The sequence below is a fragment of the Mycobacterium sp. genome (assembly GCF_035633495.1).
Classification (GTDB): domain Bacteria; phylum Actinomycetota; class Actinomycetes; order Mycobacteriales; family Mycobacteriaceae; genus Mycobacterium.
The window spans coordinates 46,653-61,544 of record NZ_DASQEU010000056.1; the positions used below are offsets into that span (position 1 = coordinate 46,653).

At 66.1% G+C, this 14,892-nt stretch carries 13 protein-coding genes and 1 pseudogene; 6 read left to right on the top strand and 8 right to left on the bottom strand.

Annotation, left to right across the window (positions count from 1 at the left end; translation table 11 throughout):
• Window positions 1-478: 478 nt before the first annotated feature.
• Window positions 479-1,507, top strand: coding sequence for an alpha/beta fold hydrolase (locus VET27_RS08640; RefSeq protein ID WP_526517052.1), 1,029 nt, complete (start codon window positions 479-481; stop codon window positions 1,505-1,507).
• 172 nt (window positions 1,508-1,679) lie between these two features.
• On the opposite strand, the gene VET27_RS08645 is transcribed toward VET27_RS08640, so the two are convergent.
• The 5 genes and pseudogenes from VET27_RS08645 to VET27_RS08665 all read right to left on the bottom strand — a co-directional run bounded on the left by VET27_RS08645 (window position 1,680) and on the right by VET27_RS08665 (window position 5,719).
• Window positions 1,680-1,925: a hypothetical protein gene (locus VET27_RS08645; RefSeq protein ID WP_526517054.1), complete on the bottom strand. Its 246-nt coding sequence runs from the start codon at window positions 1,923-1,925 to the stop codon at window positions 1,680-1,682.
• A 19-nt stretch (window positions 1,926-1,944) separates the two neighbouring features.
• Complete coding sequence (locus VET27_RS08650) at window positions 1,945-2,301, bottom strand: recombinase family protein (RefSeq protein ID WP_526517056.1); 357 nt, start codon at window positions 2,299-2,301, stop codon at window positions 1,945-1,947.
• Window positions 2,302-2,362: 61 nt separating this feature from the next.
• Window positions 2,363-3,270: pseudogene (locus VET27_RS08655) on the bottom strand (DUF222 domain-containing protein).
• A 29-nt stretch (window positions 3,271-3,299) separates the two neighbouring features.
• The gene (gene speB / locus VET27_RS08660) at window positions 3,300-4,244 is read right to left on the bottom strand and encodes an agmatinase (RefSeq protein WP_526517058.1); all 945 of its coding nucleotides are present in this window, start codon (window positions 4,242-4,244) and stop codon (window positions 3,300-3,302) included.
• The gene (locus VET27_RS08665; RefSeq protein WP_526517060.1) at window positions 4,241-5,719 is read right to left on the bottom strand and encodes a purine-cytosine permease family protein; all 1,479 of its coding nucleotides are present in this window, start codon (window positions 5,717-5,719) and stop codon (window positions 4,241-4,243) included. The genes speB and VET27_RS08665 overlap by 4 nt, the downstream gene beginning before the upstream one ends.
• A gap of 122 nt (window positions 5,720-5,841) precedes the next feature.
• Between VET27_RS08665 and VET27_RS08670 the strand changes: the two genes are divergently transcribed.
• On the top strand, window positions 5,842-7,317 hold the full coding sequence (locus tag VET27_RS08670; protein WP_526517062.1) for a PucR family transcriptional regulator: 1,476 nt from the start codon (window positions 5,842-5,844) through the stop codon (window positions 7,315-7,317).
• A gap of 81 nt (window positions 7,318-7,398) precedes the next feature.
• On the opposite strand, the gene hypB is transcribed toward VET27_RS08670, so the two are convergent.
• Both hypB and VET27_RS08680 read right to left on the bottom strand, forming a co-directional pair.
• Window positions 7,399-8,169 (bottom strand): hydrogenase nickel incorporation protein HypB, encoded by a 771-nt coding sequence (hypB, locus tag VET27_RS08675; RefSeq protein ID WP_526517064.1) that lies wholly within the window; start codon window positions 8,167-8,169, stop codon window positions 7,399-7,401.
• Window positions 8,162-8,539, bottom strand: coding sequence for a hydrogenase maturation nickel metallochaperone HypA/HybF (locus tag VET27_RS08680; RefSeq protein WP_526517066.1), 378 nt, complete (start codon window positions 8,537-8,539; stop codon window positions 8,162-8,164). The genes hypB and VET27_RS08680 overlap by 8 nt, the downstream gene beginning before the upstream one ends.
• Before the next feature lie 209 nt (window positions 8,540-8,748).
• Here VET27_RS08680 and hypF point away from each other — a divergent pair, with 209 nt between their 5' ends.
• Genes hypF through hypE form a run of 4 tightly spaced genes read left to right on the top strand, consistent with a single transcriptional unit; the run spans window position 8,749 to window position 13,550 of the window.
• Window positions 8,749-11,100 (top strand): carbamoyltransferase HypF, encoded by a 2,352-nt coding sequence (hypF, locus tag VET27_RS08685; protein WP_526517068.1) that lies wholly within the window; start codon window positions 8,749-8,751, stop codon window positions 11,098-11,100.
• Window positions 11,073-11,357 carry a HypC/HybG/HupF family hydrogenase formation chaperone gene (locus tag VET27_RS08690; RefSeq protein ID WP_526517070.1) on the top strand — a complete coding sequence of 95 codons (285 nt, stop codon included), beginning with the start codon at window positions 11,073-11,075 and terminating at the stop codon, window positions 11,355-11,357. The genes hypF and VET27_RS08690 overlap by 28 nt, the downstream gene beginning before the upstream one ends.
• Window positions 11,354-12,469, top strand: coding sequence for a hydrogenase formation protein HypD (gene hypD / locus VET27_RS08695; protein WP_526517072.1), 1,116 nt, complete (start codon window positions 11,354-11,356; stop codon window positions 12,467-12,469). The genes VET27_RS08690 and hypD overlap by 4 nt, the downstream gene beginning before the upstream one ends.
• A complete protein-coding gene (gene hypE, locus VET27_RS08700; RefSeq protein ID WP_526517074.1) occupies window positions 12,462-13,550 on the top strand; it encodes a hydrogenase expression/formation protein HypE in 1,089 nt (362 codons plus the stop codon). Before hypD ends, hypE begins: the two co-directional genes overlap by 8 nt.
• Before the next feature lie 99 nt (window positions 13,551-13,649).
• On the opposite strand, the gene VET27_RS08705 is transcribed toward hypE, so the two are convergent.
• Window positions 13,650-14,711 (bottom strand): helix-turn-helix transcriptional regulator, encoded by a 1,062-nt coding sequence (locus tag VET27_RS08705; protein ID WP_526517076.1) that lies wholly within the window; start codon window positions 14,709-14,711, stop codon window positions 13,650-13,652.
• Between the last annotated feature and the right edge of the window lie 181 nt (window positions 14,712-14,892).

Consider the following 14,892-nt stretch of genomic DNA (forward strand, 5'->3'; position numbering starts at 1 on the left):
GGTGACCGTGCTTCTTTGGCGTGACTGGCGACTCGGTGCAGGTGCAGCAGCCGGGGCCGCCGCGTTGGCCGCGTTGTTGGTCGGCCTGTGGACTCCACGCGGACCGATGACCACCACGCAAGTGTTGATCGCGATGGTGATTGGCGCGTTGGTCGGTGTGACGGCCGGTTTTGCCATGCGGTCCCGGTGGGCGATGTTGCTCGCCCCTGTGGTTTTCGTTGCGGTGTTCGAGGTTGCCCGGATCGGCTCTGACGGTCCGACCGTTGATGGGATCCATCCAGGCAGCACCTATGGAATCCTCGCGCTTGCCGTCGGCCGCGGGTTGCATGGCGTGGTCGGGCTCGTGCCTATGCTGCTCGGTGTTGCTTTCGGTTCAGCGTTGGCACGGCGCATGAGTGGCGGTCCGCGCAGTCGACACGGTCGGGCGCGAGTCGGTTTCTATTTGAGGCGAACCTTCGCTGGTGTAGTCACTGTCGGGATGATTGCGTTGGCCGCCGGAATCGCTCGTCCGGCAAGCACCGAAGCGTTCCGCGACTCGAACGACAACAGGGTCGAGGGCAGCATCGCCGAACTGATCCGTTTCGACATCGGGGGCCACGACTTGGCAATGATGATCCGCGGCGCAAACACCGACAACCCGATCCTGCTGTATCTCGCCGGTGGACCTGGCGGCAGCGAACTCGGGGCAATGCGCAATCATCTCTCGACGCTGGAGAACGAGTTCGTCGTGGTGACCTGGGACCAGCGCGGGACCGGCAAGTCCTACACCGAGATCGAACCAACAGCGACGCTGACGTTCGACAACGCAGTCGCCGACACCATCGAAGTGACCAAGTACCTCCGCGACCGCTTCGGCCAGGACAAGATCTACCTCCTCGGTCAGTCCTACGGCACGATCCTCGGTGTCCGCGCGGTGCAGCAGCACCCCGAGCTGTACGCCGCGTTCATCGGAACCGGGCAGATGGTCAGCGCCCGCGAGACGGACCACATCTTCTACGCCGACACCCTCGCGTGGGCTCGCGACACGGGCAACAACGACGTCGTCAACACCCTCACCCGTCTCGGACCGCCCCCGTACACCACGCTGCTCGACCTCGAAGCCACCCTGGCCAACGAGCAGGAGGTCTACCCGTACGACCGCAGCGGCAACTCTGAAGGTGCAGGCGGGTTCTCGGAGAACTTCTTCGTACCCGAGTACACCCTCGTCGAACAGATCCACACGCTCGGCGGGTTCCTCGACACCTTCAACTTCATCTACCCGCAGATCCAGGAGATCGACTTCCGCGTCGATGCCGCCCGGCTCGAAGTTCCCGTGTTCTTCGTCGAAGGCGCCCACGAAGCCCGTGGACGCGCCGAGCCTTTTGCCGAGTGGTACTCGATGTTGACCGCTCCGACCAAGGATCTAGTGGTGTTCGACACGTCCGGTCATCGGCCGCTGTTCGAACAACCCGACGATTTCGTCACCTATATGGTCGGCACAGTCCTCGCCGAGACGAACCCGTCGTGATCACCCCAACAGCCGCGACAGAGGCGCGATCGTGCGCGCTCCCAACCCCCGCGGGTTCTTCGCTGCACACCAAACAGCAGCAACCGTCCAGCCGAACCCGCCCGCGGCGGTCCGCCCTGCACCTCAGTTAGGTAACTCCGATGACTAAGCTAAGACATCACCTACCACGGCGTCACTCGCAGTTCATCAGCAGACGACGAACTCGCGGTGACGCGAACGTGCCGGAGATGGTGAACTCCTGCATGACGCCCTTCATGCCGGACTTCATCGGCTTCTTCTGCGTACGTCCGGCCAGCGTGGTGCGGAGTTCCGCAGCATTCCACTCGCGAGCCACCTGATTGATGCCATTGCCCTTCAGCACGTCGGCTACGGCCGTCCGAAACGCGGTCGCTTCGGGTTCCAGGGGAACGCCATCCATGGTGTACCCGAACGGCCTTTTAGCGGTCTGCTACGTCCCGGCTTGCGCCTTCTGGACGTTGGCGCGACCGGGCGACCATCTTGCTCGCGCTGTTGGACAGGTCCAGGTCGCCACCCTGGACGGTCTTGATCCGTACCCCGGCGGCGTCGGCAACGTCGATGAGCCGCTCGAGGTCCTTCATCGAGCGGTAGAGCCGGTCGGTGTGCCAGCAGATCAGCGCGTCGAAGTCGCGGCGGTTCATCGCGGTAATGAGCGCATCGAAGCCGGGTCTGGTCTTGCCGTTGTAGGCGGACAGGTCGTTGTCGTCGAATCGGGCGACGACGTCCCAACCCAGCTTCTCGGCCAGCGCACGTCCGTCCTCGAGCTGACGCTCCACGCCGAGGCCTTCGCCCGTCTGGTCAGCGGAAATGCGGGCGTACGCGGCTGTTCTAATGGGCCTAGAGTATCAGTACACAACCGATACATTCGTTGGCGTGCAACACGATTCGCTGACCGGGGGTGGCGATGCGTTTGGTTCTGCCGAGGTAGCGCGCCTTCTGGGTGTGCTTGTCGTATACGGCGAGGTAGTGTTGGGCGTGGGCGGCCATCCGGATCACGTCGGCCATCGGCAGCAGGGTGCCGCCGGCGGTGACGGCCTGCCCGGCCCCGGATTGCAGCTCGCTGAGCGTGGTGGAGACGATCACGGTGACCGGGAGTCCTTGGTGCTGACCGAGTTGTCCGGAGGACAGCATCGCGCGCCCAACGGCGTGGAACGCGTCGTGGGTGCGTTGGGCAGGGGAACGGAAGTCGTTGTCGATCGCGGCTTGGCTGGGGGTGCCGTCCACGCAGGGCGTTTGGTCGTCGGGATTGCACATTCCCGGTGCGGCCCACTTGGCCAGCATCGGGTCGAAGGTGGCGTGGGGTTGCGGTGACAGCCAGCCGCTGATCTTGCTCATCCCGTCGGTGTCCTGGGGCCGATGGTGATGCCGCGTTTGCTGGCCCGGTCTTCGTCGCTGTACTCGCCGTCGGGGTTGATCAGTGCCATCAGGCGGTCGGCGGCCTTGCGCAACTGGTCGGGTCGCAATGTCGATGCCACTGAGTCCAGGGTCTTCTCGGAGTGCTCCCGTGTTTCGTGGTCGACGTGGCCGGGGATGTCCTCGACGAAGCGGCGGATCACCTTGACGTGATCGGGACCGACTGTGCCTTGGGCCTGGGCGGCGGCGGTGTGGGCGAGTACCGGTGCCAGCGGCTCACCCGAGAGGGTGGTGTGTGCTCCAAGATCGGCGGAAACCTGAGGAGCGCCACAATAGTTCGAACCACCGACCGGAATGCATGATTTGTGGCCAGTTAAACCGCAGTGACACAACGGAATTGACGAGTCTCGTGAAAGAGGCTTCAGCGATTCGCCGCCAGGACCGACAGCAGTTCGTAGCCGACGTGCGCCGCGGCGATGCCGGTGATCTCGGCGTGGTCGTACGCAGGCGACACCTCGACGATGTCCGCGCCGACCACGTTCAGCCCGACCAGTCCTCGCAGCGTGTTCAGCAGTTCGCGTGACGTCATGCCGCCGGCCTCGGGCGTCCCGGTGCCGGGAGCGTGCGCGGGATCGAGCACGTCGATGTCGACCGAGACGTACACCGGCCCACCGTCGAGTCGCGCCCGCATCCGTTCGACGATGCTCTTCACGCCGTCGACTTCGTAGTCATCGGAACGGATCACCTGGAAGCCCAGCACGGCGTCGTCCTCCAGATCCTGCTTGCTGTACAGCGGGCCGCGGATGCCGATGTGCTGCGAGCGTTCCATGTCGATCAGACCCTCCTCGCTGGCCCGGCGGAACGGCGTGCCATGCGTGTAGGGCGCGCCGAAGTAGGTGTCCCAGGTGTCGAGGTGGGCGTCGAAGTGCAGCACGGCAATCGGGCCGTGGTCGCGGGCCAGTGACCGCAGGATCGGCAGCGCGATGGTGTGGTCACCGCCGATGGTCAGGACCGTGGAGCCGTCCTTCCGAATGTCGGTGATCGACGAGTCGATCGTGGTGATCGCGTCCTCGATGTCGAAGGGATTGACCGCGATGTCCCCGCAGTCGGCGACCTGCTGGGTGGAGAAGGGCGATACGTTCAGCGCCGGGTTGTACGGCCGCAACAGCTTCGACGCGGCGCGAACGTGGCCGGGCCCGAAGCGGGCGCCCGGCCGGTACGACACTCCGCTGTCGAACGGGATGCCGACGATGCACACGTCGGCAGCCGCGACCTGATCGATGCGGGGCAGGCGGGCGAATGTCGCCGGGTCGGTGTACCGCGGAACGCGGCTGGCGTCCGGCGGTCCGATGGGATCGGAGCTCATCGGTTCTCCTCCTCGGCAATGCTCTTGACGATGTCGTCCTTGCTGCCGGGATCGCTGACCGTGGGACTCGAGTCGATGAACGCGAGTTCGCCCGACACGTCCAACGACCTGGTGAGCGCGATGTAGAACACACCGGAGACCAGTAGCCCCACGGCAAAGGCGATGTCGACCTCGCCGAGCGCCGAGGCGGCGGGTCCGACGAAGAACGGTAGGTCGACGAACGGGATCTCGGCCAGGACCCCCGCCGAGAAGGCGGTCAGTCCGCGCCACGACCAGGCACCGTAGATTCCGTTGGGAGTGAACAGGTCTGCGATCGCGTAGTGGCCGCGGCGAACGAAGAAGTAATCAGTCAGGTTGACGGCGGTCCACGGCGCCAGCAGGTACAGCATGATCAGCAGCGTCGTGTTGAGCGCGGTGGTCGCGTTCGAGAGCAGCAGGCTCATCACCAGCCAGGCGATCGCCAGTACGACGATGGTCACGACGCGCAGGTTGCGTGTCGGATTGACCGACTTCAGTGAGTCCAGGCCCGTGACGACGGTGAGCATGCCGCTGTAGGCGTTCAGGCCCATCGTCGCGACCAGCACCAGTGTGGACACGACCGCCAGCACGCTACCGAGGTAGGAAAAGGTGTCGTTGCCAGTTTGATTGATGCCGGCCAGGGCGTCGCTCGCGCCGAGGTAGGTGGCCATCCACGCACCGAGTGGGATCAACCAGGCGGGTGAAGCCGACGCGCCGAGGAACACTGAAGCGATGATTGCGGACGGCTTGGTGGTGCGTGGCAGATAGCGGCTGTAGTCGGAGACGTACGGCGCATAGGTGATGTTGTACGACGCCGCGACGCTGAACTGCACCAGGAACGCGACGAACGTGAAACCGCCTGGGGTCGCGGCCGTTCCCGTCACGCCGCCGAACAACACTCCACATGTCAGGACGATCCACAGGGGCAGGGAGATCCAGAACAGCACCCGAAACGTCTTGTGCAGCAGGTCGTGTCCGAAGATTGCGACGAGAGCCGCGACGACCGTGATGACGACTGCCACCACCACGGGATTCCAGCCGAAGATCGACTGGAGGCCGGATTTGATGATGACGACGTCGACCACGTTGAAGCCGACGAAGGTGAACAGCGTGCCGATCAGTGGCAACAGCACGCCGCGGTAACCGAACTGTGCCCTGGACTGGATCATCTGGGGGAGTCCGAGCACCGGGCCCTGCGTGGCGTGAAACGCCATGAACAGCGTGCCGAACGCAATGCCGGCGATGCCCGCGACGATCGTCCACCACAGTGACAGTCCAAGGCTGGGGCCGACGAAGCCCAGGGCGAGGGTGAACGGCTGGAAGTTGCCGACGAACCAGAACGGGCCCTGGTGCGACACCTTTCCGTGGCGCTCGTCGTCGGGAACGTAGTCGATGGATCGGGTCTCGATCATCGAGCCCGCGCGACCTTCGTCGGCCACGGGTGTGGGTGATGACATGGGCGCTCCTGGGTGTTGGTGTGTTGCGTATCACCACGCGCCGAGGGTCTGCCGACCACTACGGCCGATGTGTTCAATGTGTCCATTACCTTGGGCGAAATGTACATTTGGGCAGGTGGGCGGTGATCACGGTCGGCGACGTCGTCGCCGATCAATCGCTGAACCTGCAGCTCGTGGTGGGTGGCGTGGGGCTCGACCGTGAAGTCACCTCGGCCCATGTGTCCGAGCTGACGTCACCCGGTGACTGGTTGCGCGGTGGCGAATTGCTCATGACGGTCGGGCTACTGCTGCCGATGAAGCCGACCGAGTGCCGTGCCTACTTATCCGAATGCGCTGCCGCGGGGGTCGCTGGCGTCGCGCTCGGACTAGGGCACGGGTTGCCGTATCAGGACTGTCCGGACGCCCTGCGGGACGCCGCGCAGGAGCTCGGCGTCCCCCTCCTGATGGTGCCCGACGAGACACCGTTCATCGCCGTCACCAAGTGGGTCTTCGAGACCATCGCCACGCAGGAGCGTCACGACCTGCAGACCGCGATGGAGATCAACCGCAGACTCACCGCGGTCGCGACCAGCGCTGCGCCGTTGCAGGCGCTCCTGTCGGCCTGGGCGACGTCCAGCGACACCCCGTGCGTGGTGTGCGACAGCGGCGGGCGCCTGATGGCGGCGACGTCGGGCGCGGATGCCGGGATCGTCGAACTGGCGTGCCGGATGCCGTTTCACCCACGCGCAGGAGGCGGCGGGTGGTCAATGGTGGACGACTTCGAGGTGCACACCGTCGGCGCCGAGGTGCCGCTGGCGTACGTCGTGCTGGGGGCCGACATGAACGTGACGTCCCGCAGCTCGTCGACCGTACTGGTGTCCCTGATCGCCCTGGACATCGAGCGGCGCAATCTTTCCGACCAACCCGAGCGGCGGCGACGCGATCAGGTCTTCGCGCAATTGCTGCGGCCCGGCATCAAACACGAGCGCGCACGACCCCTCGCCGCGAGCGTCGGTTTGACGGCGGAGCACTACCAGGTGGCCGTGGTCGCGTCGGAGGACGTAGATGCGCTCGCGTACCGAGTGCACCTCGGTCTCGACGGGGCGTTGGTTCGAGTGCACGGCGGGACCGTGGAGATCGCGCACAGCGATCCGACGGCGCTGACGAACACCCTCGCGACGCACGCGGCGGGCCTGCCCGCGGGCATCGGCGCCCCGACGGCTCCGGAAACGCTGGCGGTCTCGGCGATGCAGGCCCGCTCGCTGCTCCCGGTCAGCGAGCACCTCGGCCGCATCGTCACCGCGAGTGAGGGGGAGACGGTGTCGCTGCTGCTGTCATTGGGCGCACCGGAAGCGGTTCGTGGCTTCGCCGACGCGGTGCTCGCTCCCTTGGACCATCTGGATCCGCGCGACAGGCTGGAACTACTACGCACCCTGGATCAGTGGCTGCGGGCCAACGGCGCCTGGGATCCAGCAGCGCATCGACTGTCGCTGCACCGCAACACCGTTCGGAACCGCATCGATCGGATCGCCACGTTGACGGGGAGACGCCTCGACGACGGTGACGACCGGATGGAACTGTGGCTGGCACTCAAGGCCAGAGCGGCCCTCCCGCAGTAGCCCTCCCACTCCTCCGCGAGCCTCCGCGAGCGTGCGTGTCTGCGGCCGACACGCCGAGAGAAAACCCGACATTGCGCACGCTCACGGGGAAGCGGGGGGCCGGGTGAACTCGCGTAGCCACGCGTACCACGCCCCCATGCCCTCGCCGGTTCGTGCGCTCAGGGGCAGCACGAGCGCCTTGGGGTTGACCTGATGCACGTGGTCGACGTACGTCGCGACGTCGGCATCGAGGTGCGGCTCGAGGTCGATCTTGTTGAGCAGCACCACGTCCACCGAACGAAACATCACCGGGTACTTCAGCGGCTTGTCCTCGCCCTCGGTGATCGAGTAGACCATCACCTTCGCGTGCTCGCCGACGTCGAACTCGGCTGGGCACACGAGGTTTCCGACGTTCTCGACGATGACGAGGTCCAGGGCCGGCAGATCAAGTCCGGCCAAGGCCCGGTTCACCATCGGGGCATCGAGGTGGCATTCACCGCCAAAGCCGTTGCTGGTGTTGAGAAGTGAGACCTGTGCGCCACGGCCTGCCAGCTTGGCGGCGTCGAGGTCGGTGGCGATGTCACCTTCGATCACGCCGATCGCGATGTCGCCGCTGAGTTCGTCGAGGGTCGCGGCCAGCACCGTCGTCTTGCCCGAGCCCGGCGAGCTCATGAGGTTCAGGGCGCGGACGCCGTTGCTCTCGAACGCGCTGCGGTTGAAGTCGGCTCTGACGTCGTTCTCCGCGAAGATCGACTCGAGCACGTCGACACGTTGGGATCCGGTCGCGTATCCGCTGTGGTCCCCATGGTCGGGTTCGTGGTGATGGTCGTGGCTGTGTTCGGTGCCGTCGTCGTGACGATGAAACCTACCCATTCTGAGCACCTTTCGACGATTCGACGGCTGCGGAATCGCCGACCTCGATGGACGTGACCATGAACTCCTCGCCGCGGATGACGTCCACGTCGGCGCTGCCACACCCGGGGCAGGCGACCGAGAAGCGCGATTCGATTTCCGTCTCGGCCCCGCACGACCGGCACGACACCGCGGCGGCGATCAGCTGCAGTTCCAGCTCGGCATCCTCCATGTCCGCGAAGTCTCGCACCAGCGTCCAACAGAACGACAACGAGTCGGGCACCACCTGCCGCAGCGCACCTACCTGGACCCGCACGACGTCCACCCGCCGCCCGGCGGCGTGAGGCTTCACGACGCCGGCGATGGCGTGGCACAGTGACAGCTCATGCACGGCGAATCACCCTCGGTCCGTATTCGTCGTCGATGTTGCGCACCCTATTACTCACCTGGACGCGGCGAGTACGGAACCGCCAGGAAGAAGTCATGACGAAAATCCTTGCTTGATTGTGATCGTCGCAATGGGGATGCAGGTCTAGCCTGAATGGACCAGGCCGTGTCCACAGCCCATTGACGCGACTGGTTGCGGTGCTCGGGAGGCCCATGAAGCGTGTTCGGCGTGCGCCCGCCACGGCGGTGCGGTCGAGGCTCGACATCACGGGGGTCGTTCAAGGTGTCGGGTTCCGTCCTGCTGTCGCTCGCATCGCCGACGCCCGCGGTGTCACCGGCTTCGTCTCCAACGACTCCGGCTCGGTCCACTGCGAATTCGAGGGTGCCGCCGAGGAGGTCGACGCGGCTATCGCCGACCTTCGGGCCGCTCCGCCGCCGATGGCGCGTATCGACGACATCCGACTGACGGCCGTTGCGCCGCAGGGCGATCGCGGCTTCCGCATCGTCGAGAGCACGTCCACCGGGGGTGCGCGCACACTCGTGCCACCCGACGTCGCGATGTGCGCCGACTGTCTGCGCGAGATGAACGACCCCACCGACCGCCGCTACCGCCACCCGTTCATCACGTGCACCAACTGCGGGCCGCGCTACACGGTGATCACCGATCTGCCCTACGACCGTCCCGCCACCACGATGGCGAAGTTTCCGATGTGCGAACCGTGCGCCACCGAGTACCGCGATCCCAGGAACCGTCGGTTCCACGCGCAAACCATCGCCTGCCCGGACTGCGGGCCGACGTTGACGTGGGTAGGCCCTTGGTCGGGGCCGGGTGCCTATGCGGACCCGATCGCCGCCGCTGCCGCCGTCATCGAAGCGGGCGGGATCGCGGCGGTGAAGGGCATCGGTGGCTACCACCTCGCGTGCCGCGCGGAAGACACCGAGGCGGTCGCCGAGCTGCGGCGACGCAAGTCGCGACCCGCCAAGCCCTTCGCGGTCATGGTCCCCGATCTGGCTGCGGCCCGTCTTGTCGCGGAGATCTCCGACGCGGCCGCGTCGATGCTGACGTCCGCCGCGGCCCCGATCGTCCTCGTTCCCGCAGTGCCCGGCGCAGTGTCGGACCTCGTGGCCCCCGGCCTGCTGGACGTCGGGGTGATGCTGGCGTACTCGCCGATCCATCACCTGCTCTTCCAGCGGCTGGGGTCGACCGCGCTCATCATGACGTCGGCCAACGCCGGGGGATCGCCGATCGTCTTCCGTGACGAAGACCTGTCGTGGATCGACGGACTCGCCGACGGTGTGCTCATCCACGACCGGCCGATCCACGTGCCGTGCGAGGACTCGGTGCTCACGGTCGACGACCAGGGCGCGACGCTGCCACTGCGCCGATCGCGCGGGTACGCGCCATTGCCTGTGGCGGTGCCCACGCCCGAGGGCACAGTCCCGGTGATCCTGGCGACGGGCGGCGATCTCAAGACCACGTTCTGCCTGATGGCCTCCGACGGACACGCGCACATGTCATCCCATCTCGGCGACATGGCGGACCCGCGGACCCAGTCGTGCTTCTCCGGAGCGCTCCATCACCTGGCCCACATGACCGACCGACGACCCGGGCTCGTCGCCTGCGACATGCACCCCGGTTATGCCACCACCAGCTGGGCGCAGCGTCGGGGCGAGCCGATGCTTCGAGTGCAGCATCACCACGCGCACGTCGTCTCACTGCTGGCCGAGCACGGCCGCCTCGGCAGCCCCATACTCGCGGTGGCCTACGACGGCACCGGATATGGCACCGACGGAACCATCTGGGGCGGTGAGCTTCTGGCACTCGTCGAACCGTCCCGGTTCACCCGCGTCGGGCATCTGAAGCCGTTCGCCCTGCCCGGTGGGGACGGTGCAGCACGGCAACCCGCGCGCATCGCGCTCGACCTGATGTCCAGGGCGGGCATCAGCTGGGACACCGATCTGCCTCCCGTTGCCCACGTAGGGACGGACGGTCGACACGTGCTGGCCCAGCAGATTCCCCGCGGCATCGGCTGCGTCACGACCACCAGCATGGGCCGGTTGTTCGACGCGGTGTCCAGCCTGCTGGGCGTCTGCCAGGAGGTCACCTACGAGGGTCAGGCCGCGATCGAGCTCGAGCATCTGGCTCGGGCAGGCAGGCCAGGACGGGCGTCGATCGACTTCGACGTTCGCGACGGCGTGCTCGATCCGACGCCGGTCATCGTGGGTCTGGTGGCCGGGATCCGTGGCGGTGAGACCACCGCCGAGTTGGCAGCCGCGTTCCACGACGCCGTCATCCGAGCCACCGTCCGGGTCGCCGTCGAATGCGCGCTCGCCACGGCGATTCCCACGATCGGCCTGACCGGCGGCGTCTTCGCCAATCGACTCCTGCTCGAAGGCATTCGAAATGGTCTGCAGGAGCGCGGTTTCGACGTGCTCACTCACCGCGTCGTACCATGCAATGACGGCGGGCTGGCGTTGGGCCAGGCCGTGGTCGCGGCAGCATCACAGAAATCCTCGACAGAAGAAGGAAGTGGCGTATGTGCCTCGGAATCCCCGGCAAGATAATCAAGATCTGGGACGAGTCGGGCACCAGAATGGCGACCGTCGACTTCGGCGGCACCACCAAGAAGGTCTGTCTGGCCTACCTGCCGGACCTCCAGATCGGTGAATACACGATCGTCCACGCCGGTTTCGCGCTCAACCGACTTGACGAGGAATCCGCCAACAACACGCTGAAGATGTTCGCCGACCTCGGCTTCCTCGAAGAGGAACTCGCCGGCGTCCAGTCTTCGGGCACGGATGAACAACGGGAGCCGGCATGAAGTACCTGGACGAATTCCGCGATCCCGTCGCCGCGCGGGTACTCGTCGATCAGATCAAGCGTCGGGCCACCCGCACCTGGACCATCATGGAAGTCTGTGGAGGTCAGACGCATTCGATCATCCGCAACGGCATCGACCAGTTGTTGGGTGACGCCGTCGAATTCATCCACGGGCCAGGCTGCCCGGTCTGCGTCACGCCCTTGGAGATGATCGACCGGGCGCTGGAGATCGCCGCGCGCGACAACGTCATCTTCTGCTCGTTCGGAGACATGCTCCGCGTGCCGGGTAGCACACAGGATCTGTTCAGCGTGCGCGCCCGCGGCGGGGACGTCCGCATCGTCTACTCCCCGCTGGACGCCACGCAGATCGCCGCCGACAACCCCGACAAGGACGTCGTGTTCTTCGGCGTCGGCTTCGAGACCACCGCACCGGCCAACGCCATGTCCGTGGTGCACGCCAAACGGCTGGGCCTGAAGAACTTCTACCTGCTGGTCTCGCACGTGCTGGTGCCGCCGGCGATGACCGCCATCCTGTCCTCGCCGACCAATCGCGTGCAGGGGTTTCTCGGCGCGGGACACGTGTGCACCGTGATGGGAACCTCCCAGTACGGTCCGTTGGTCGAGAAGTTCGGAGTGCCGATCGTGGTGTCGGGCTTCGAGCCACTCGACCTGCTCGAGGGGGTCCGTCAGCTCGTCGATCTGCTCGAAGACGGCAAGATCGAGTTGCGCAACGCGTATCCGCGGGCGGTGAACGAGGCGGGCAACGTCGTCGCCCAGGAGACGCTCAACGACGTGTTCGTCGTCACCGACCGGCCGTGGCGCGGCATCGGCGTGATCCCGAAGTCTGGATGGACGCTGTCACCCCGCTACGCCGAGTTCGACGCGGAGAAGAAGTTCGGCGTCGGGCACATGCAGGTGCAGGAGTCCGCCGAATGTCACAGCGGCGAAGTGCTGCAGGGCCTGATGAAGCCCAACGAGTGTCCGGCCTTCGGCAAGTCCTGCACGCCCCGCAGTCCGCTCGGCGCCACGATGGTGTCCAGTGAGGGCGCGTGCGCGGCCTACTACCAGTTCCGCAGGCTGGGTATCACCGATCTGACGGCCGCTCGTGCCTGAGGCAGAGGGTCTGGTCGGCATCGATCCGGCGGACTGGGTGTGCCCGCTTCCCCTGCGGGAGACCAAGCGGATCGTGATGGGCCACGGCGGGGGCGGCATCCTGTCCGAAGAGCTGATCGAGAACCTGTTCCTGCCCGCGTTCGGCTCGGGACGCGGGGCCGGTGGACCATCGCGGGACTCGGCGGTGCTGGCGGTGCCCGCCGGACGGATTGCGGTGTCGACCGACTCATATGTGGTGCAGCCGTTGTTCTTTCCCGGCGGCAACATCGGGGATCTGGCCGTCAACGGCACCATCAACGACCTCGCCATGAGCGGAGCTCAGCCTCTGGGCCTGACGGCCGGATTCATTCTGGAGGAGGGGCTCGAGCTGGAGCTGCTCGGACGCATCGCCCAATCGATGGGCAAGGCGGCCGACCACGCGGGTGTCGGCATCGTCACCGGGGACACCAAGGTGGTCGGAAAGGGCAGTGCGGACCAGCTCTTCGTCAACACGGCCGGCGTCGGGGTGATCCCGGACGGCGTGGACATCGGACCGGAACGGGTCCGGCCCGGGGACGACGTCATCGTTTCCGGCAACATCGGTGAGCACGGCGTGGCGATCATGAGCGTCCGCGAGGGAATCGACTTCGGCACGGTCCTCACCACCGACAGCTCACCCTTGCACGGGCTCGTGGCCGCGATGCTGGCGGCGGATGACGGCGGAGGTCGGATCCACGCATTGCGTGATCCCACCCGAGGCGGTCTCGTCGCAGCCGTCATCGAGATCGCCAGGGCGGCAGGTGTGGGGATCGCACTCGACGAAGGCGCGATTCCCGTGCCGGAGGCGGTGGCCTCGGCGTGCGGCTTCCTGGGACTGGACCCGCTTCAAGTGGCGAACGAGGGCAAGCTGGTCGCGTTCGTCGATCCCGCCGCGACCGGGGCGGTCCTGACAGCGATGCGCGAACATCCCGAGGGAGCGGGCGCCGCCGTCATCGGTCACGTGGTGTCCGAACACCCCGGCATGGCGGTGGGTCGGACGTCGTTCGGCACCACGCGGGTGATCGAACGCGAACTCGGCGAGCAACTTCCACGCATCTGCTGAGGTGCCCACCCCTTCCCGCACTTCCCGCCGAACGTGGATTACCGCTACGCGTTCTAGGGATTCTGCGTGACGGTAATCCACGTTCGGCGCGGTGCGGGGCTAGCGGCGCAGGGTCTGCGACGGTGACTCGCCCCACCGCTTGCGGTACTCGCCGCCGAAGCTGCCGAGGTGGTGGAAGCCCCAGCGTTCGGCCACCGCGGTCACGGTGATGCCGTCGGCGGGCGTGGCATCCATGAGCTCTTCGTGGACCCGTTCCAGACGACGCTCGCGCACGTAGGTCATCGGTGACATGCCGAGCTGTTCGTGGAATCCCTGTTGCACGGCGCGCACACTCATGTGCACCGCATCGGCCACCGAGCTCATGGTGATGTGTTCGGCGAGGTGGTCGTCCAGGTAGTCGATCGCCGCCTGCACCACCGCGCCACGCTTGTCCGTTCGGCCAGGCGACGTGAACTCCGCGAAGTAGTTGGAGGGCTGCAGGTGCAACAGGCTGCTCATGACGAGATCCTCGACTGCGCCGATACCCTGCCCGCGGCGTACGAGCGAACCGGCGTGGAACACCTCGGTGTGGATCAGTTGCACGGCGGCATGCCAGCGCATCGCTGATTCACTGGTGAGGTCGAACTCGGGCTCGAATGCCAAGGGATGCTGGAGGCTACGGCCCATCACACGGGTGAGGTAGGCGGCCATCACCGGCTCCTCGATCCGGATGACCAGTTGAGGGGAGTCCAGATCGAGGCGCATCGTCAGCGATTGGCCGGGGCTGCTCACCAGCGAGCAGATGCTGTTGGCTTCGAAGGTCTTGCCCCGGTGGCTGGCGAGCGCGCTGCCGTTCATGGGCATGTGCACGGCGAAGTAGTTGCCGTGTCGTGGGATGTCGATCGCGGCGGGCACGTGGAGGTCGAAGTACAGCATGCTGACGTTGCGCAGCCGCACGCCGTGCATGCCTGCGGCGAATCCGTCGAGGTGTTCGTCGGCGACGCGGAGCGACAAGGGAGACAACGCCCGACCGATCAGCTTGGCGGCTTCGCGAACGTCCTCGCTGTAAAAGACCTCGTTGCTGGTGAGCGCCGGCGGTACCCCGCGCGACCGGACCTTGCGGCGTACCGGGTCGTCGGTATGCGTGACGTTGATGAAGCCGAGACGGCTCAGCCGCGACATGATCGGTATCCTTCAGGGGCGGCATGCATGAGCGCAGCCTCACCTAAGTAATCAATGACGTCCATGCCAGTTCGGCTCAATCTCGCTGCGCACCAGCGCATTGAAGTGTGCGCAATCCTGACAATATCTGCGCGATAGCGATAGGCGCAGCCAGTTCGGCGAGCTACCTTGTGATCAGGGC

Bases quoted from the DNA above. Each gene is read 5' to 3' on its own strand.
- speB (WP_526517058.1), bottom strand. From the start codon at position 4,244: ATGAGCTCCGATCCCATCGGACCGCCGGACGCCAGCCGCGTTCCGCGG.
- VET27_RS08690 (WP_526517070.1), top strand. From the start codon at position 11,073: ATGTGCCTCGGAATCCCCGGCAAGATAATCAAGATCTGGGACGAGTCG.
- hypB (WP_526517064.1), bottom strand. From the start codon at position 8,169: ATGGGTAGGTTTCATCGTCACGACGACGGCACCGAACACAGCCACGAC.
- hypD (WP_526517072.1), top strand. From the start codon at position 11,354: ATGAAGTACCTGGACGAATTCCGCGATCCCGTCGCCGCGCGGGTACTC.
- hypF (WP_526517068.1), top strand. From the start codon at position 8,749: ATGAAGCGTGTTCGGCGTGCGCCCGCCACGGCGGTGCGGTCGAGGCTC.
- VET27_RS08705 (WP_526517076.1), bottom strand. From the start codon at position 14,711: ATGTCGCGGCTGAGCCGTCTCGGCTTCATCAACGTCACGCATACCGAC.
- VET27_RS08665 (WP_526517060.1), bottom strand. From the start codon at position 5,719: ATGTCATCACCCACACCCGTGGCCGACGAAGGTCGCGCGGGCTCGATG.
- VET27_RS08645 (WP_526517054.1), bottom strand. From the start codon at position 1,925: ATGGATGGCGTTCCCCTGGAACCCGAAGCGACCGCGTTTCGGACGGCC.
- VET27_RS08640 (WP_526517052.1), top strand. From the start codon at position 479: ATGATTGCGTTGGCCGCCGGAATCGCTCGTCCGGCAAGCACCGAAGCG.